This window comes from Mesorhizobium sp. P2_F7 (assembly GCF_056403695.1).
In genome coordinates, this window is record NZ_JBFUFA010000010.1 from 20333 (window position 1) to 36913 (window position 16581).

Below are 16581 nucleotides of genomic sequence, written 5' to 3' on the forward strand. Positions count from 1 at the left end.
ACACCGCAAAATATCATTTTACCAAACCAAACACCTAGGGCACTGTGACGATGGGAGGATCGAAATCGTGCCGTTTGCCGGCATTGGCAGCGTTCCGCTGCCGCCTCAAAGCCAGCCGGGGCGATATCCGATCTAACAACGGGCGGCACCGATTTTGAGCAGGCCGGCGGTCGCCTCCAGGCACCGTCAGGAAAGGGAGGAATATCAGCATGACCTCAAGCAAATCCGGCGTCTCGCGGCGCCAGTTCATCGCGACATCTCTCGCCGGCGGCGCAGCCCTTGCGCTCAGCCGTGGCAACGCCTTCGCGCAGGCCGCCGACACGCTGAAAGTCGGCTTTGTCAGCCCGCGCACCGGCCCGCTCGCCGGCTTCGGCCAGACCGACGGCTATGTGCTCGACCTCGCCCGCAAGGCGCTGGCCGGCGGCCTCGACATCGGCGGCAAGAAATACAGTGTGGAGATCATCGACCAGGACACCCAGTCCGATCCCTCTCGCGCAGGTCAGCTCGCCAAGGACCTGATCAACAACCAGGCCATCGACCTGATGCTCGCCGTCTCCACGCCCGAGGTGATCAATCCGGTCGCCGACGCCTGCGAAGCCGCAGGCGTGCCTTGCCTCTCCACTGTGATGCCGTGGGAGGCCTGGTATTTCGGCCGCGGCGCCAAGCCGGACGCCCCCTCGCCTTTCAAATGGACCTATCATTTCGGCTTCGGCGTCGGCGAATTCTTCAAGGCCTATATCTCCCAGTGGAACCTGATCGAGACCAACAAGAAGGTCGGCGTCATGTATCCCAACGACGCCGACGGCAACGCCATCCGCGCCCATCTGGCGCCGCTGCTGGCCAAGCAGGGTTTCACCATCGTCGATCCCGGCGCCTATGAGACCGGCACCACCGACTATTCCTCGCAGATCGCGCTGTTCAAGCAGGAAGGCGTCGAGATTTTCAACTCCTTCCCGATTCCGCCGGACTTCGCTGCCTTCTGGCGCCAGGCAGCACAGCAAGGCCTGATCAAGCAGATCAAGATCTGCCAGGTCGCCAAGACCGGACTGTTCCCGTCCGACATCGAGGCGCTTGGCGATCTCGGCAACAAGATTTCGAGCGCCGCCTACTGGCACAAGGCCTTCCCTTACAAGTCGCCGCTTACCGGCGTGTCGGGAACCGAGCTTGCCGACGGCTACGAGGCCGCGAGCGGCAAGCAGTGGACGCAGCAGCTTGGCGCCTCGATGTCGCTTCTCGACGCCGGCTTCGCAGCGCTGAAGGTGAGCACCGACGCCAAAGACAAGGCGGCGGTCGCCAAGGCCCTGAGCACGCTCAACACCGAGACCATGATCGGCAAGGTCGACTTCACCAGCGGTCCGGTCGCCAATGTCTCGCCCGGCCCGATCATCGGCACGCAGTGGGTGGCCGCCAAGGACGGCAGCAAATTCCCGCTCGACTATGTCGTGACCGAGAACGCCACCGACCCGAAGGTGCCGGTCGAGGCCAAGCTCCAGCCGTATAACGGCTGAGCGACGGTTTCGGGGATCGCATCGTGGACGGTTCACAAAACACTGCGATCCTCAGCGCCGCCGGCATCCACAAACGCTTCGGCGCGCTGGTGGTGCTCGATGACATCGACTTCGCCATGACGGCCGATGAAGCCGTCGGCATTGTCGGCCCGAACGGCGCCGGCAAGACGACGCTGCTCAGCGTGCTTTCAGGCGCCTTTCCGCCCAGCGCCGGCACCGTCGCATTTAGGGGTGGTGACGTGACAGCGCTGCCGGCCACAGCCCGCTGTCGCCTCGGCCTGGTGCGCACGCACCAGGTGCCGAAACCATTCAGCGGCATGACCACCTTCGAGAACGTCTTCGTCGCTGCGTCGCATGGCGCTGGTCTCGCCCGCGACGAAGCCTACGCGGAGGCGCTCAGCTCGCTGAAACTCTGCGGCATGATGGGCGTCGCCAACCGCCGCGCCGAAACGCTCGGCCTGCTCGACCGCAAGCGGCTGGAACTGGCCCGCGCGCTTGCCGCAAGACCGACGCTGCTTCTGCTCGATGAGATCGGTGGCGGGCTGACCGATGGCGAAGCGAGCGAGCTTGTCGATACGATCAAGGAATTGCGCCGGCGCAAGATCGGCATCGTCTGGATCGAGCATATCGTCCATATCCTGCTGCAGGTGGCCGAGCGGCTGATCTGCATGGATGCCGGCAAGATCATCGCCGACGGCGAGCCGCAAGCGGTGATGGCCGACCCGGAAGTCGTGCGCGCCTATCTCGGCGGAGGCCCGAAATGAGCCTGCTCGCAATCGAGAACCTGGTTGTCCGCCACGGCCTCTTGCAGGCGGTGCGCGGTGTGAACTTTACGATCGAGCGCGGCGAAACGCTGGCGTTGGTCGGCGCCAACGGCGCCGGCAAGACGACGCTGCTCAGGGCGATCGCCGGCGCGCATCCGCCGACGGCCGGCCACGTGCTCCTCGACGGCGCCGATATCACCGGCGTGCCGTCGCACAAGCGCGTCGGCATGGGCATAGCGCTGGTGCCGGAAGGGCGAAAACTGTTTGTCCAGATGACGGTCGAAGAGAACCTCCTGCTTGGCAAGACCGCCGGCCGTCCCGGCGACTGGAGCGTGGAACGAGTGCTCGACACCTTTCCCAACCTCAAGTCACGCCGCCATGCCAAGACCGGGCATCTTTCCGGTGGCGAGCAGCAGGCCACGGCCATCGGCCGCGCCCTGATGAGCAATCCGGAACTGCTGCTGCTCGACGAGGTCTCGCTCGGCCTGTCGCCGCTAGTGGTCGACCGCGTCTACGCTTCGCTGCAAGGACTGATCAGCTCCGGCACGACGATCATCCTGGTCGAACAGGATCTCAACCGCGCGCTCTCGGTCTCGGACAAAGTCATTTGCATGCTCGAAGGACGCGTGGCGCTCGAGGGTTCGAGCAAGGGGATCTCGCGCGACGAGGTGACGAAGGCCTATTTCGGCCTGCACCGGAAAAGCGCGGTGCCGGCATGAGCAACCAGATCGTCCAGGGCATCCTGCTTGGCGGCTACTACGCGCTGATCGCCTGCGGCCTCTCCTTCATGTTTTCGGTGATGCGCATCATCAACCTGGCGCATGGCAGCCTTGCGGTGTTTTCGGCCTATGCGCTGTGGTGGCTCGCCTCGCAATTCCACATCTCGCCTTTCGTCGGCCTGCTCATCGTGCTGCCACTGATGGCGGCGATCGGCTGGGCGCTGCAGCGCTTCCTGCTCGAGCGCAGCGCACGCGGCGGCGCGCTGCTGCCGATCCTCACCACCTTCGGCCTCGCCATCGTCATCGACAATGCGCTGTTCGAACAGTTCGGCGCCGACACACGGTCGCTGGCGCCCTATATCGGCAGCCTCTCCTACGATTCCTGGGAATGGCCGGGCAGCATCTATGTCGGCAAGCTCGCCGTCATCATGTTCGCCGCCGCCGTGATCCTGCTTGGCGGGCTGCAGCTGTTCCTCACCCGCACCAGGCTCGGCCGCTCGATCCGCGCCACCTCGGAAGATCCTGATACCGCTGGCCTCGTCGGCGTCGATGCGCGCCGCGCCAACGCCCTTGCCGCCGCTATCGCCATGGTCACCGTCGGTCTTGCCGGCGCGTTCCTGGGCATGCGCGCCACCTTCGATCCCTATACCGGCGCACCGCAATTGCTGTTCGCTTTCGAGGCGGCCGTGATCGGCGGCGCGGGTTCGCTGTGGGGTACGCTGGTCGGCGGCATCGTGCTGGCGCTGGCCCAAACGCTCGGCGCGCAGGTGCATCCGCAAGGTTTTCTCATCGGCGGCCATGTCGCCTTCCTAATCGTGCTGTTCATCCGGCTCTCCACGTCGGGCCTCGGCCTGCGCGGTCTGCTGCGCCTGCCCGCGAGGAAGACGACATGAGCGCGGTTTCGACCTCCCCCGTCATCGAGCGCGGCACACCTGCTTCGCGCATCTCGGCGATTGCGGTCGTCGTCATCATCGCGCTGCTTGGCGTTGCGCCGCATTTCCTGTCGGCCGGCGCGGTCGACCGCATGACGGCCTTGTTCATCTATGTGATCCTGGCGGCGATGTGGAATGCGCTTGCCGGCTTCGGCGGCCTGGTCTCAGTTGGCCAGCAAGTGTTCTTCGGGCTCGGTGCCTATTTCGCCATTCGTCTCGCCGATGCCGGCCTCAACCCGTTCGCCTCGCTGTTCGTCTCGGCGATCATTGTCGGCGCGATCTCCTGGCCGATGTCGCTGTTCATGCTGCGGCTGCGGAATGGTGAGTTCGCCATCGGCATGTGGGTGATCGCGGCGCTCACCCATCTCCTGGTCAATCTCGACCGGCTGGTGCAGGGCGAGACCGGGACGTCGCTGATCTCGCTCAACGTCTATGACGCCGGCGCCAGGCGGGCGACGATCTACTGGCTGGCGCTGGCCTCGATGACGGCGCTGCTTGCCATCCTGTTCGGTCTGCTGCGCGGCAGCACCGGCGCGGCCATCCGCGCCATCAGGGACAATGAGGATGCCGCCGCATCGGTCGGCGTGCGTGTCACCGGCACCAAGCGGCTTCTGTTCGTGCTCGCCGCCTTCGGCATCGGCATGGCCGGCGCGCTGTGGCTGGCGACCTCGATCACCTTCCAGCCGAAGACCTACTTCAACGTCCAATGGACCGCCTACATGATCTTCATGGTTCTGGTCGGCGGCATCGGCACCTTCGAAGGCGCCATCCTCGGCGCCCTGCTGTTCTTCCTCATCGAGACCTGGTTCGGCGGCACCGGCGTCTGGTACCTGATCGGCCTCGGCGCCACCGCGGTGTTGTTTTCGCTGTTCCTGCCGCGCGGCCTGTGGGGAACGATCGAGGAGCGCTTCGGCGTCCGGCTCCTGCCGGTCGGCTATCGCGTCCGGCTCCCGGCAAACGCCGGCGATGCGGACACGGCGACAGAGTCGCACGAAACCACGGCACATCGGGAGAAGGCGTGACCATGCTTTTCGGCAAGACCATTCTGATCACCGGTGTCGCTTCCGGCATTGGCGCCCGCACCGCGGAGCTTGCCGGTCAGCTCGGCGCGGACGTGATCGGCGTCGATGTGCGTGAGCCGGCTGCACCGGTCGGCAGCTTCGTTAGGGCGGACATCTCGTCCAAGGCCGGCGTCGATGATCTCGTTGCATCCCTGCCGCAGCGCATCGATGCGCTCTGCAACGTCGCAGGCCTCTCCGGCAACACCGGCGCGGTGTCGACACTGGCAGTCAACTTCTACGGCCTGCGCGCGCTCTCAGAAGGCCTCGCGCCAAAGCTTCGCGAAGGCGGCGCCGTCGTCAACGTCGCCTCGATCGCCGGCTATGGCTGGCGCGCCAACCTCAATCGCGCGGCGTCGATGGTCGGCATCGAAGGTTTTCCCGACGTCGCCAAAGTGGTCGCCGACCATCAGGTCAAGAACGAGGAAGGCTACCCCGTTTCCAAGGAACTGCTCGTGTTGTGGACGCAACGCGCCGCGCATCAGGAGCTGTTCAGAAGCCGCGGCATCCGCGTCAATGCGGTCAGCCCCGGCCCGGTCGAGACGCCGATCCTGAAGCAATTTCGCACTGTGCTGGGCGATGCCCGCGTCGACAGCGATATCGCACGTGTCGGACGAGCCGGCACCTCGGGCGATATCGCGCCTGTCGTGCTGTTCCTATGCTCGGACGGCGCGCGCTGGGTCAACGGCGCCAATGTGCCGGTTGACGGCGGCCTCGAAGCATCGATCAACGCCGAAGTGCTCGGCTTCTAGACCATGATCCCGAAAAGTGGGAACCGGTTTTCGGATTAGATCATGGTCAACAACAAAAGACGCTCCATCAGAGCGAGGGAGAAAACAATGGACATCGGACTTCTGATCGACGGCGATAAAAGGGATGCGTCGGGTGCTGCGTCGTACGAGCGCATGGATCCGTTCACCGGCAAGCTGGCGACGCGCGCCGCCGCAGCCAGCGTGGCCGATGCCAACGCCGCGGTCGAAGCCGCTGCCACCGCCTTCAAGAGCTGGTCGAAGACTGGACCTGGCGAGCGCCGCGCTTTGCTGTCCAAGGCGGCCGATGTGATGGATTCCAAGGTCGGCGAATTCACCAGATTGATGATGGAAGAAACCGGTGCCACCGGTCCCTGGGCCGGCTTCAACGTCATGCTGGCCGCCAAGATGTTGCGCGAGGCAGCCGCCATGACCACGCAGATCTCGGGCGAGGTCATCCCCTCCGACAAGCCGGGCACGCTTGCCATGGCGATCCGCCAGCCGGCCGGCGTCTGCCTCGGCATCGCGCCGTGGAACGCGCCGGTCATCCTTGGCACGCGCGCCATCGCCATGCCGATTGCCTGCGGCAACACGGTGGTGCTGAAAGCCTCCGAAATGTGCCCGGGCACGCACCGGCTGATCGGCCAGGTGCTGGTCGAGGCCGGCCTGCCGAAAGGCGTTATCAATGTCGTTACCAATGACCCAAAGGACGCCGCGGCAATCGTCGAGGCGCTGGTCGCGCATCCTGCGGTCAGGCGCGTCAACTTCACCGGCTCGACCAAGGTCGGCCGGATCATCGCCGAACTCGCCGGCAAGCACCTGAAGCCGGCTCTGCTCGAACTTGGCGGCAAGGCGCCGCTGGTCGTGCTCGACGATGCCGACATCGACGCTGCGGTCAATGCGGCGGCCTTCGGCGCCTACATGCATCAGGGCCAGATCTGCATGTCGACCGAACGCCTGGTGGTCGACGAGAAGGTCGCCGACGAGTTCGTCGCCAAGCTCGCCGCCCGCGCCTCGCAGCTGCCGGCAGGCGACCCGCGCGGCCATGTCGTGCTGGGCTCGCTGATCAGCAGCCAGTCCGCCGACAAGATGGAAGAGCTGGTGGCCGATGCGGTCGCCAAGGGCGCCAAGCTGGTGGCCGGCGGCAAGCGCACCGGCACCGTGGTCGAAGCGACACTGCTCGACCACGTCACGCCGGCCATGCGCGTCTATGCCGAAGAATCCTTCGGTCCGGTCAAGCCGGTGATCCGCGTCAGGGGCGAAGACGAGGCCGTGCGCGTCGCCAACGACACCGAATACGGCCTGTCGTCGGCCGTCTTCAGCCGCGACATCCGCCGCGCCATGGCCGTTGCCGCCCGCATCGAGGCCGGCATCTGCCACATCAACGGCCCGACCGTCGGCGACGAGGCGCAGATGCCGTTCGGCGGCGTCAAGGGCTCGGGCTATGGCCGCTTCGGCGGCAAGGCCTCGATCGCCGAATTCACCGACCTGCGCTGGCTGACGATCGAGGATCCCGGCCAGCACTATCCGTTTTGATTCTTTCTTTCTTCCTTCTCCCCTTGTGGGAGAAGGTGGATCGGCGCTTTAGCGCCGAGACGGTTGAGGGGTGTTGCAGCGGAGTGAGAGGTCGGCGTTCCCTGGAACACCCCTCATCCGACCTCGCTTCGCGAGGCCACCTTCTCCCACAGGGGGAGAAGGGAAGAACCCTCACCCGAGCGTCAATCCCGCCTTCCGCGCTTCCTCGCGCAGGAACGGCAATCCAACACCGATGACATCGTCCGGATTGTCCGCCACCGGACGCCACACCGCCAACCCGCCGGCTATATCGACATCGACATGATTCATGCTTTCGAGCGTAATCGCGCCGGTATAGCCGATATCGGCGATGGCCTTCATGCAGGCAGCCCAGTTCAGCATGCCACGCCCCGGCACGCCGCGATTGGCTTCCGAGACATGGACGTAGCCGAGATAGGGCGCGGCTGCCTTGAAACCGGCCGCAAAACTCTCCTCCTCGATATGCATGTGGTAGGTGTCGAGGTGGATAAAGATGTTGTCGGCGCCGACGCGCTCGATGATCCGCGTCGCGTCGATGCCGCGATTGATCAGATGCGTCTCGTAGCGGTTGCACGGCTCGATGCCGAGTTTCAGCCCATGCGCCTTGGCGGCTTTTGCAGCACGCACCAGGAAACGGCACATACCATCGATCTCTTCCGCCGTCGGCGCGCGACCTGTTGTCTTGCCGATCGTGCCATAGGTAACGCCACCCAGCGCTTCACTGCCGACCGCTTCGCACACGGCAAAGGCCGGCTCGAGAAAGGCCAACGCTTCGTCCGGCCGCGCCACCACGTCGAGCGCGCGCGGCAGGCCGAGCGACGGGATGAGCTCGACACCTTGCCGTTCGGCGAAAGCGCGGGTGCGCTTGGTGTCGATCTCCTCGGGACGCAGCAGCGGGATTTCGAGCAGACCGATTCCGAGCCCTTTCAGCCGCTCCATCTGCGGCTCGATCAGATCGAGATCCCAGACCGGCGCAATGGCGAAAGTGTGCAGTCCAAAAGTGTTCATCAGTTCAGCCTCGTTGTTCGTGCGCCGCCGCAGCAGCGATATCGCCGCCACCGACAATGCGGCTGACGACTTCGGTCATGTTGGTGTTTGCGGTGACGAGATCGGCATCGGCCCGCCCGTGGCGCAGCACGACGATGCGGTCGGTGACCGACAGCACATCGTTCAGCCGGTGCGAGATCAGAATGACGGCGATGCCTTCCGATTTCAGCCGGCGGATGAGGTCGAGCACGCTCTGCACCTCGCGCACGGCAAGGGCTGCCGTCGGCTCATCCATGATGACGAGCTTCGGGTTGAAGGTCAGCGCGCGGGCAATCGCCACGGTCTGCTGCTGGCCGCCCGAGAACGAGCCGACAGACCGGTTGATCGACGGCAGATGTGCGCCGAGCCGTTCGATCATCTTCGCCGCCTGGCGATCCATCTCGGCCTTGTCGACAAAGCCCGGAATGACGCCGAACCATTTCTTTACCGGCTCGCGGCCGAGGAAGATGTTGGCGGCGACATCCTGCTGCTTGGCCAGCGACAGGTCCTGATAGATCATCTCGATGCCGAGCCGGCGCCGCTGGCCGGGATCGAGCGGCAATATGTCCTTGCCATCGAACGCGATCGAGCCGGAATCGGCTCGATAGATGCCGGTGATGGTCTTCATCAGCGTCGACTTGCCCGCGCCATTGTCGCCGACCAAACCGACCACTTCGCCGGCATCGATCGAGAGATCCACGCCATGCAGAACGTCGACCGCGCCAAAACTCTTGCGGATGCCTTGCAGCGAAAGGAGGCTCATACGCGTGACTCCTTGCGCACCTGATACTGGTCGATGAAGACCGCCAGGATAAGCACCGCGCCGATCGCCATCTGCTGGTAGTAGGATTGGACGGCCAGCAGCGTCAGCCCGTTTTGCAGCACGCCCATGATCAGCGCGCCGATCATGGTGCCGAGGATCGAGGCGCGGCCGCCGAACAGATTGGTGCCGCCGATGATCGCCGCGGTGATGGCGGTGAGCTCATAATTGATGCCGGCGGTCGGGTCGCCGGCATTGACGCGGGCGGTGAACAAAAGGCCTGCCAGACCGGCTAGCGCACCGGACAGCGTGTAGATGATGCGGCGGTGATGCTCGACGCGAATGCCGGCGGCGCGTGCCGCGCCCTCGCTGTCGCCAAGCGCCAGCGTGTGGCGGCCGAAGCGCGTGTAGGCGAGCACGCAATGGGCAACGATGGCGGTGAGCACCAGCAGAATGACCGGCATCGGAATGCCGAACGGCCGGCCCTGGCCGATATAGACGATCTCGGCCGGCAGGCCGTAGATCGCCCTGCCCTGCGAGATGATCAAAGCGAGGCCACGCGCCATGCCGAGCATGCCGAGCGTGACAATGAAGGCAGGCACGAACGCGCGGGTGACCAATTGCCCGTTGATGTAACCAGCAAGCCCACCGGCAAGGATGCAGGCAACGACCGCGAACACCGAGGGCCAGCCGAGATTGACGGCGACGAAGGCGCCGGCAACGCCGGCCAGCCCCATAACCGAGCCGAGCGACAGGTCGAGCCCGCCCGAGCCGATGACGAAGGTGGCGGCGATGGCCAGCACGCCGATCGTCGACGTCGCGAGCAGGATGTTGAGAAAATTGCTGAGCGACAGGAAATACGGCGACAACACTGCCATCGCCGCACTCAGCGCCAGCAGCACCACCAGCGATTCCAGGCGGATATGAAGTCGTTCGACGGACGCACGCTGCACCCGAGCCCAGAAACCAGGCCGCGCCATTTCAGAAGCCATGTTGCCTCACCTTTAAATAAAGTGGCTGGCGCGGGCCAAACCCGCGCCAGCCCAGTCCGGGAGGACTATTTCACGTATTCGAGCATCGGCTCCTTGCCGGCCTCGATCACATCCTTGGTCAGCACCAAAGTGGGCACCGCGATACTTTCCTCGACCTTTTCACCGGCCAGCGCCTTCTTAACATTCTCGACCGCCTGCTTGCCGACGAGATAGGGAAGCTGCGCAACGGAAGCGTTGAGCCGGCCTTCCTTGATCGACTTGACTGCATCCGAATTGCCGTCGACGCCGATGATCGTCACCTGCTCGCCCTTGCCTGCCGCATAGATCGATTCCACTGCGCCCAGCGCCATGCCGTCATTGGCGCAGAAAATGGCGACGAGGTCGGGATGCGCGGTCAGTGTGTCGGTGGCGATCGAGGCCGCCTTGTTGCGATCCCAGTCACCCGGCAGCGAGGCGACGATTTCCAGCCCGGGCGCCAGTTCCTTGAGCTTGTCGGCAAAACCCTTGGCGCGCTTCTCGCCGGTGATGTTGCCCGACAGGCCTTCGATGACCAGCACCGGACCCTTGGCATCCTTGCCGAGCTTGGAGACCAGATATTCGGCGCCTTGTCCGCCTGCCGCGACATTGTCGGAGCCGATGCGGAAGGTGATTTTGATGCCTTCCTTGTCGAGCACCGCCGGGTCGAGATTGCCGTCGAGGTCGACGACCTTGATGCCGGCATCCTGCGCCGCCTTCAGGCAGGGCAGCAGATTGGTCGAGTTGATGGCCGCGGTGATCATCGCCACCGGCTTGCGCTCGAGCATCGTGTTACACAGATTGAGCTGCGGCTCGGCCGCCTGGTCGCTGTCGGCCGCCTGCTGGAAATATTTCACGCCTGCTGCCTTGGCGCCGTCCTCCACACCCTGGCCCATCGCGCCCCAGAATGGATTGGCCAGCGTCTTCATCAGCACGCCATATTCGCCGTCCTCTGCCTTGGCCACACTGACGGCCGAGAGGGCCATTGCGACGCCAAAAGCCAAAGTAAATCGATTTATCTTCAGAATGCGCGATGTCATTTTTATTATCCTCCGGTTGATGTCACGTGCCGCGAGCCTAGGCCAGGTGCGGCTTCTGGTTGTCGACAATGGGGGCTATTGTCGGTGTCCTCCCCCGGAATGCGGGCCGTTGCCTGGCGAGCCAACGGATTCCCGCATCAAAACCCGGCAAGGCTCGAGCCGCGCGATCGGCGGCCCCTCCCCACCTTCAATCCTGGCAAACAGCGCCTCCATGGCGTGGCCGGCAATCTGGCGCACCGGCTGCACCACGGCCGCGATGGCCGGCCATGTCACCTGCATCCATTCGGCGTCGTCGAACCCGACCAGCGAAATGTCGTTGGGGCAGTGCCAGCCACGACGGCGGAACTCCGACAGCGCCACCAGCGTGCCCTTCAGGAACAGCGAATAGACTGCCGTCGGCCGTTCGCCTTTGGCGAAATACTCGCGCAGCTGCGCTCTCAGCGGCTCGACATCGGTTTCGGCCAGCACGACATCGATGCGCGCATCCGGCGCCAGTTTCAGCGCAGCGGTGCGAAACCCGTCGAGGCGGGCGCGCACCGTCGCCGCCTGCTCGCCGAGGCCGACGACCAGTATGTGGCGATGGCCCTTGGCGATCAGTTCGCGCGCCACTTCGGCGCTGGCTGCGGCGCTGTCGGCCGACACCGTGTCGAAGGCGTCATCGGAGAGAACACGGTCGATCAGCACGCCGGTCATGCCATTGGCCTTCATGAAGTCGGCCGCCGGGCCATGCTCGTTGCGCACCGGCGCCAGCACCACGCCGGCGACTCGCCAGTCATGCATGCGGGCGAGGATCTCTTTTTCGCGCGTTTCGGATTCGCGGCTCGACGCCGCCACCAGCGTATAGCCGCGCTGCTCGGCGAGGCTCTCGAGTTGGGTGACCATCTGGCCGAAAAATTCGCTTTCGAATTCGGGCATGATGGCACCGATGATGCGGCGCTTGGCCCGGCGCATGTCGGAGGCCAGCGGATCGATGCGATAACCCAATTGCTCGACGGCATCGAAGACGCGCTGCGCGTTTTCCGGCTTCACCGTGGTAACACCGGACAGTACCTTGGAGACGGTGGCGGCGGACACGCCGGCGCGGCTTGCCACGTCGTGGATCGACGCCCGCCGCTGCTGGTCCTGCCTATGCGCCATTGGTCCTCCCTCCCGAGGCGCGGACCGAGGCATTTCCGTCCGCTGAGGAAATGAGTAAATCGATTTTTCGGAGTTGTAAATCGTTTAATCGTGGGTATTTTGTCCCACGAGCACATGTCGCCCTGAAGTGTGAAGCGGTTCTGGGATTGCGGCAAGTGCCAAGCAAAATACGCGACGCGGATCGCGCCGGGAGGAATCGTCATGCCGAACAAGGCCTTGCCGCTGGTCATCAGCGCGCCCGAACCACGCACGCTCGAGCTGATCTTCACCCCACCACAGTTGGCGCGCCTCAAGGCGCACTACCGCATTGTCGAAACGACAGCTGACGGCGTGGCGAAGCTGCCGACCAATGTGCTGGCCGAAGCCCGCTACATCATCGGCCAACCGCCGATTTCGGCTGACACGCTGGATCAGATGAAAGCGCTGCGCTGCGTCTTCAATGTCGAAACCAACCTCATCAACAACATGCCCTATGAGACGCTGTTCGCGCGCGGCATCCATGTCGTCACCACCGGCCTGGTCTTTGCCGAGCCGGTGGCCGAGCTTGGCCTCGCCATGGCACTCAACCTTGCCCGCAACATCGTCGATGCCGACCTTGCCTTCCGCAAGGGCGAGGAGCTCTGGGGCGGCGACGGCAATTTGACGGCGCGGCTCTTGTCGGGCGCCGATGTCGGCATCATCGGCTTCGGCGATCTCGGCCGCGCACTGAACCGCCTGCTGTCGGGTTTTCGCACCCGCACCAAAGTCTTCGATCCCTGGCTGCCGCCGTCGATCCTAATCGACAATGGCGTCGAGCCGGCCTCGCTCGACGATGTCCTGACATCAAGCGACTTCGTCTTCGTCGTCGCTTCGGTGACCTCGGAGAACCAGGGCTTTCTCGGCGCCGATGCCTTTGCCTCGATGCGCAAGGGTGCGGCCTTCATCCTGCTCAGCCGCGCCGGCGTCGTCGACTTCCCTGCTCTGATGGCAGCGGTGAAGAGCGGCCACATCGTCGCCGCCAGCGACGTCTTTCCCGAAGAGCCGCTGGCGCAGGATCACCCGGTCCGCACCATCCCCGGCTTCCTGCGCTCCGCCCACCGAGCCGGTGCGCTCGACATCGCCTTCAAGCGCATGGGCGACATGGTGCTGGAAGACATGGACCTGATCGACCGCGGCCTGCCGCCGCTCCGCTCCAAGCGCGCCGAACGCGAAACGGTGTCGAGGATGCGGTCGAAGCCGGCGGACCGGAATTAATTACCGTTCGTTGAGCGGCCAGATCTCGATCACCCCATGCGCCACGGCACAGGGTGATTTCGAAGCCAGCGCGATCGCCTCGTCCATGTCGCTGGCTTCCATGATCGAAAAGCCAGCGATGGGCAGATCCGACGAGAGATAGGGGCCAGTCTCGGTCAGCACGCCGCTGGCGTCGGGATTTCGAACCTGCACCGGTGTTTCGGCAATGCCCATCACCACGCCGCGCTGCTTGAGCGACGCATCATGCTCATGGGCTGCCTGCCTGACATCCTGCGGCGTCCGGTCATATCCGGCTCGGTCGCCATAGCCGATCGTGATGTATTTGGGCATTCGCGGTTCCTCCATCTCAGGGATAATGGACAGGCGCTGCGACGGTTCCGGCGCCCCTGCCGGACATCGAAGGCTCCCGCCTCCGTCGGAGAGGTATTGATTTTGGCTACGATTTAAGGACTTGCACGGATCCCGCGGAACAATCCTGCCGCCGGGAAGTTTTTAAAGACAGCCGGGCAGTGGGAGGCCCGGCGTACTCCAAGGAGGCCCGTCACGGTTCGCGTCGGTGACGGGCCTTTTCATTCACTCCCGAGCAAAGGCCGTTAAGGCTGGAGCTCGCCTCTATCCCGCGGCAACGCCGGCAGCCGGGCGATTTGTCAGCACCAGTCCGACCTCGCCCACGACCTGCTCGACGCGCTTCAGTATGGGTTCGGCCCGCAGCACGCCGTCGGTAAAATCCTTGTCCGTGGCGTAGACGCCTGTCGGCAGCGTCAGCGCCTCGAAGAAACCGAACAGCGGCCGCAACTGGTGCTCGACGATCAACGCATGGCGATCGTTGCCGCCAGTGGCAAGCAGCACCACCGGCTTGCCGCGTAAAGACGCCGGATCGAACAGATCGAAGAAGTGTTTGAACAGGCCGGTATAGCTGCCCTTGTAGGTCGGCGAACCCACCACGAGGACATCGGCATTGACGACGCCGTCGAAAATCGCCCGCGCCTGGCCGTCGAGATCGCGCGCCCATTTCGCAGCGCCGAGCGAGGGGCCGAGGTCTTCAATGTCGTAGGTGCTCGCCGACAGGCCATGCTGGCGCGCAATATCCCTGACGACCTGGTCAACGAAGCCACGCGTCTTGGACGGCCGGGTGAAATTGCCGGAAAACCCGACGACGGTTGGATTGGGCATGTTTCTCTCACCTCTCGCGGACACGCTTCATACCGCACATTTACAGGCTTCAGCCTGCCGCAAGAAGCAAGGATAGGCCCTCCAGCACCATCCCCAGGGAATTTTTTTCCGTTTTCCCGACACGCTCGCTGGTCTCAGGCCGCGAGAAGCAGAACGGTCTGTAGGCGCAAAACGACGTTGGCGGCAGCTACGCCTCGCGGTAGGGCTTAACCAGCACTATGTCTGATCGTATCCGATGCGGTTCGCCGCCGCTTTGCCCAGGAGATGCTTCGTGCCCAAAGGTTCAGACCTGCTTGTAGCCGCCCTCGAAAATGAAGGCGTCGATCGCATCTTCGGCATTCCGGGCGAAGAAAACCTCGACGTCGTCGAATCCATCCGCAAATCGTCGATCCAGCTCATCCTGACCCGGCATGAGCAGGCAGCCGCCTTCATGGCCGCCACCCATGGCAGGCTCACCGGCAAGCCCGGTGTCTGCATCACCACGCTCGGGCCCGGCGCCCTGAACCTGACGACCGGCGCCGCCTACGCGCTGCTCGGCGCCATGCCGATGATCATGATTACCGGACAGAAGGGCATCCGGTCGTCGCGCCAGGCCCGCTTCCAGATTGTCGACATCGTCGCGGCGATGAAGCCGCTGACCAAACTGTCACGCCAGATCATCTCGCCGCGCACGATCCCCGCCCTGGTGCGCGAGGCCTTCCGCATTGCCGAGGAGGAGCGTCCGGGGCCGGTGCATCTGGAACTGCCCGAAGATATCGCGGCCGAGGAATGCGACGATGTCGCGCTGATCCCGCCGCATCCCGTCGAATTGCCGCTGGCGAGCCCGCTGGCGCTCGACCGCGCCGCCGAGATGATCATCAAGGCGCAGCGCCCGCTGGCGATGCTGGGTGCGGCCGCTTCGCGTCCACGCTCGACCTCCGATCTCGCCCAGTTCGTGATCAGGACCGGCATCCCCTATTTCACCACGCAGATGGGCAAGGGCACGGTGCCCGGCGGCACCGAACTCTATATGGGTACCGCCGCTCTCTCCGAGCGCGACTATGTGCATGAGGCAATAGAACAAGCCGACCTCATCATCACCATCGGCCACGACACGATCGAGAAGCCGCCCTTCATCATGGGCGACAAGGGGCCGAAGGTCATCCATGTCGGTTACCAGCCGGCCAATGTCGAACAGGTCTATTTCCCGCAGACCGAAGTGATCGGCGACATCGGCGCTTCGCTCAGGCTGCTGGCCGATCGTATCGAGGGCAAGATCCCAACGCGCAGGCGCTGCTGCCGCTGCGCGAAGGCATTCTGAGCCGCATCGCTGCCCGCGCCACCGAGGACCGTTTTACGCCGCAGCGCCTGGTCCACGACATCCGCGCGGTGATGCCGGCCGACGGCATCCTGGCGCTCGACAACGGCATGTACAAGATCTGGTTCGCGCGCAACTACCGCACCCGCGTCGCCAACACGCTGCTGCTCGACAATGCGCTGGCCACGATGGGCGCCGGCCTGCCATCGGCGATGACGGCGGCAATGCTCTATCCCGGCCGCCGCGTCATGGCGATCTGCGGCGATGGCGGCTTCATGATGAACAGCCAGGAGCTGGAAACCGCCGTCAGGCTGAAGCTCAATCTGGTCGTGCTGATCATCGAGGACCATGCCTTCGGCATGATCCGCTGGAAGCAGGCGGTCGATGCCTTTCCCGATTTCGGCATGACCTTCGGCAACCCCGACTTCGTCAAATATGCAGAAGCCTATGGCGCCAAGGGCACCAGGGTCGGCGCCATTGCCGACCTCAAGCCGACCCTCGAAACGGCGTTCACCGCCGGCGGCGTGCATCTCGTCGTCGTCCCGATCGACTATTCGGAAAACGAGCGCGTCCTGGTCGAGGAACTGCGCCATCGGCTGCCGGCGGCGCCGGAGGCTTGACGGC

General features: G+C 64.4%; 15 protein-coding genes and 1 pseudogene. 9 read left to right on the forward strand and 7 right to left on the reverse strand.

Annotation, left to right across the window (positions count from 1 at the left end; all coding sequences use genetic code 11):
* The first annotated feature begins 209 nt into the window (after positions 1-209).
* From AC1DZ8_RS25500 to AC1DZ8_RS25530, 7 genes are all read left to right on the forward strand, one after another.
* A complete protein-coding gene (locus AC1DZ8_RS25500) occupies positions 210-1508 on the forward strand; it encodes an ABC transporter substrate-binding protein (protein ID WP_477300953.1) in 1299 nt (432 codons plus the stop codon).
* 89 nt (positions 1509-1597) lie between these two features.
* The gene (locus AC1DZ8_RS25505) at positions 1598-2272 is read left to right on the forward strand and encodes an ABC transporter ATP-binding protein (protein WP_477301473.1); all 675 of its coding nucleotides are present in this window, start codon (positions 1598-1600) and stop codon (positions 2270-2272) included.
* Complete coding sequence (locus tag AC1DZ8_RS25510) at positions 2269-2991, forward strand: ABC transporter ATP-binding protein (protein ID WP_477300951.1); 723 nt, start codon at positions 2269-2271, stop codon at positions 2989-2991. Before AC1DZ8_RS25505 ends, AC1DZ8_RS25510 begins: the two co-directional genes overlap by 4 nt.
* Entirely contained in the window at positions 2988-3884 is an 897-nt protein-coding gene (locus tag AC1DZ8_RS25515; RefSeq protein WP_477300949.1) for a branched-chain amino acid ABC transporter permease, read from the forward strand. The genes AC1DZ8_RS25510 and AC1DZ8_RS25515 overlap by 4 nt, the downstream gene beginning before the upstream one ends.
* A complete protein-coding gene (locus tag AC1DZ8_RS25520) occupies positions 3881-4945 on the forward strand; it encodes a branched-chain amino acid ABC transporter permease (RefSeq protein WP_477300947.1) in 1065 nt (354 codons plus the stop codon). Before AC1DZ8_RS25515 ends, AC1DZ8_RS25520 begins: the two co-directional genes overlap by 4 nt.
* 2 nt (positions 4946-4947) lie before the next feature.
* Positions 4948-5733 carry a coniferyl-alcohol dehydrogenase gene (locus AC1DZ8_RS25525; RefSeq protein ID WP_477301471.1) on the forward strand — a complete coding sequence of 262 codons (786 nt, stop codon included), beginning with the start codon at positions 4948-4950 and terminating at the stop codon, positions 5731-5733.
* A gap of 87 nt (positions 5734-5820) precedes the next feature.
* Positions 5821-7266, forward strand: a complete 1446-nt coding sequence (locus tag AC1DZ8_RS25530) for an aldehyde dehydrogenase (protein ID WP_477300945.1) — start codon at positions 5821-5823, stop codon at positions 7264-7266.
* A 171-nt stretch (positions 7267-7437) separates the two neighbouring features.
* On the opposite strand, the gene AC1DZ8_RS25535 is transcribed toward AC1DZ8_RS25530, so the two are convergent.
* The 5 genes from AC1DZ8_RS25535 to AC1DZ8_RS25555 form a co-directional block, all read right to left on the reverse strand.
* Positions 7438-8292, reverse strand: coding sequence for a sugar phosphate isomerase/epimerase family protein (locus AC1DZ8_RS25535; protein ID WP_477300943.1), 855 nt, complete (start codon positions 8290-8292; stop codon positions 7438-7440).
* Between the two features lie 4 nt (positions 8293-8296).
* Positions 8297-9073, reverse strand: a complete 777-nt coding sequence (locus AC1DZ8_RS25540; RefSeq protein ID WP_477300941.1) for an ATP-binding cassette domain-containing protein — start codon at positions 9071-9073, stop codon at positions 8297-8299.
* Positions 9070-10062, reverse strand: a complete 993-nt coding sequence (locus AC1DZ8_RS25545) for an ABC transporter permease (protein ID WP_477300939.1) — start codon at positions 10060-10062, stop codon at positions 9070-9072. The genes AC1DZ8_RS25540 and AC1DZ8_RS25545 overlap by 4 nt, the downstream gene beginning before the upstream one ends.
* Positions 10063-10127: 65 nt before the next feature.
* Complete coding sequence (locus tag AC1DZ8_RS25550; protein ID WP_477300937.1) at positions 10128-11117, reverse strand: sugar ABC transporter substrate-binding protein; 990 nt, start codon at positions 11115-11117, stop codon at positions 10128-10130.
* A gap of 75 nt (positions 11118-11192) precedes the next feature.
* Positions 11193-12254 carry a LacI family DNA-binding transcriptional regulator gene (locus tag AC1DZ8_RS25555; RefSeq protein ID WP_477300936.1) on the reverse strand — a complete coding sequence of 354 codons (1062 nt, stop codon included), beginning with the start codon at positions 12252-12254 and terminating at the stop codon, positions 11193-11195.
* 201 nt (positions 12255-12455) lie between these two features.
* On the opposite strand from AC1DZ8_RS25555, the gene AC1DZ8_RS25560 reads away from it, so the two are divergent.
* Positions 12456-13487 carry a hydroxyacid dehydrogenase gene (locus AC1DZ8_RS25560; RefSeq protein ID WP_477300934.1) on the forward strand — a complete coding sequence of 344 codons (1032 nt, stop codon included), beginning with the start codon at positions 12456-12458 and terminating at the stop codon, positions 13485-13487.
* On the opposite strand, the gene AC1DZ8_RS25565 is transcribed toward AC1DZ8_RS25560, so the two are convergent.
* A complete protein-coding gene (locus AC1DZ8_RS25565; protein WP_112562143.1) occupies positions 13488-13817 on the reverse strand; it encodes a YciI family protein in 330 nt (109 codons plus the stop codon). It lies immediately after the preceding gene.
* Between the two features lie 282 nt (positions 13818-14099).
* On the reverse strand, positions 14100-14660 hold the full coding sequence (gene msuE, locus AC1DZ8_RS25570) for an FMN reductase (protein WP_477300931.1): 561 nt from the start codon (positions 14658-14660) through the stop codon (positions 14100-14102).
* A 271-nt stretch (positions 14661-14931) separates the two neighbouring features.
* Between msuE and AC1DZ8_RS25575 the strand changes: the two are divergent.
* Positions 14932-16577: pseudogene (locus tag AC1DZ8_RS25575) on the forward strand (acetolactate synthase large subunit).
* Positions 16578-16581: the final 4 nt, after the last annotated feature.

Bases quoted from the DNA above. Each gene is read 5' to 3' on its own strand.
- AC1DZ8_RS25500 (WP_477300953.1), top strand. From the start codon at position 210: ATGACCTCAAGCAAATCCGGCGTCTCGCGGCGCCAGTTCATCGCGACA.
- AC1DZ8_RS25525 (WP_477301471.1), top strand. From the start codon at position 4,948: ATGCTTTTCGGCAAGACCATTCTGATCACCGGTGTCGCTTCCGGCATT.
- AC1DZ8_RS25510 (WP_477300951.1), top strand. From the start codon at position 2,269: ATGAGCCTGCTCGCAATCGAGAACCTGGTTGTCCGCCACGGCCTCTTG.
- AC1DZ8_RS25555 (WP_477300936.1), bottom strand. From the start codon at position 12,254: ATGGCGCATAGGCAGGACCAGCAGCGGCGGGCGTCGATCCACGACGTG.
- AC1DZ8_RS25535 (WP_477300943.1), bottom strand. From the start codon at position 8,292: ATGAACACTTTTGGACTGCACACTTTCGCCATTGCGCCGGTCTGGGAT.
- AC1DZ8_RS25530 (WP_477300945.1), top strand. From the start codon at position 5,821: ATGGACATCGGACTTCTGATCGACGGCGATAAAAGGGATGCGTCGGGT.
- AC1DZ8_RS25515 (WP_477300949.1), top strand. From the start codon at position 2,988: ATGAGCAACCAGATCGTCCAGGGCATCCTGCTTGGCGGCTACTACGCG.
- AC1DZ8_RS25560 (WP_477300934.1), top strand. From the start codon at position 12,456: ATGCCGAACAAGGCCTTGCCGCTGGTCATCAGCGCGCCCGAACCACGC.
- AC1DZ8_RS25540 (WP_477300941.1), bottom strand. From the start codon at position 9,073: ATGAGCCTCCTTTCGCTGCAAGGCATCCGCAAGAGTTTTGGCGCGGTC.
- AC1DZ8_RS25565 (WP_112562143.1), bottom strand. From the start codon at position 13,817: ATGCCCAAATACATCACGATCGGCTATGGCGACCGAGCCGGATATGAC.
- msuE (WP_477300931.1), bottom strand. From the start codon at position 14,660: ATGCCCAATCCAACCGTCGTCGGGTTTTCCGGCAATTTCACCCGGCCG.
- AC1DZ8_RS25550 (WP_477300937.1), bottom strand. From the start codon at position 11,117: ATGACATCGCGCATTCTGAAGATAAATCGATTTACTTTGGCTTTTGGC.
- AC1DZ8_RS25545 (WP_477300939.1), bottom strand. From the start codon at position 10,062: ATGGCTTCTGAAATGGCGCGGCCTGGTTTCTGGGCTCGGGTGCAGCGT.
- AC1DZ8_RS25520 (WP_477300947.1), top strand. From the start codon at position 3,881: ATGAGCGCGGTTTCGACCTCCCCCGTCATCGAGCGCGGCACACCTGCT.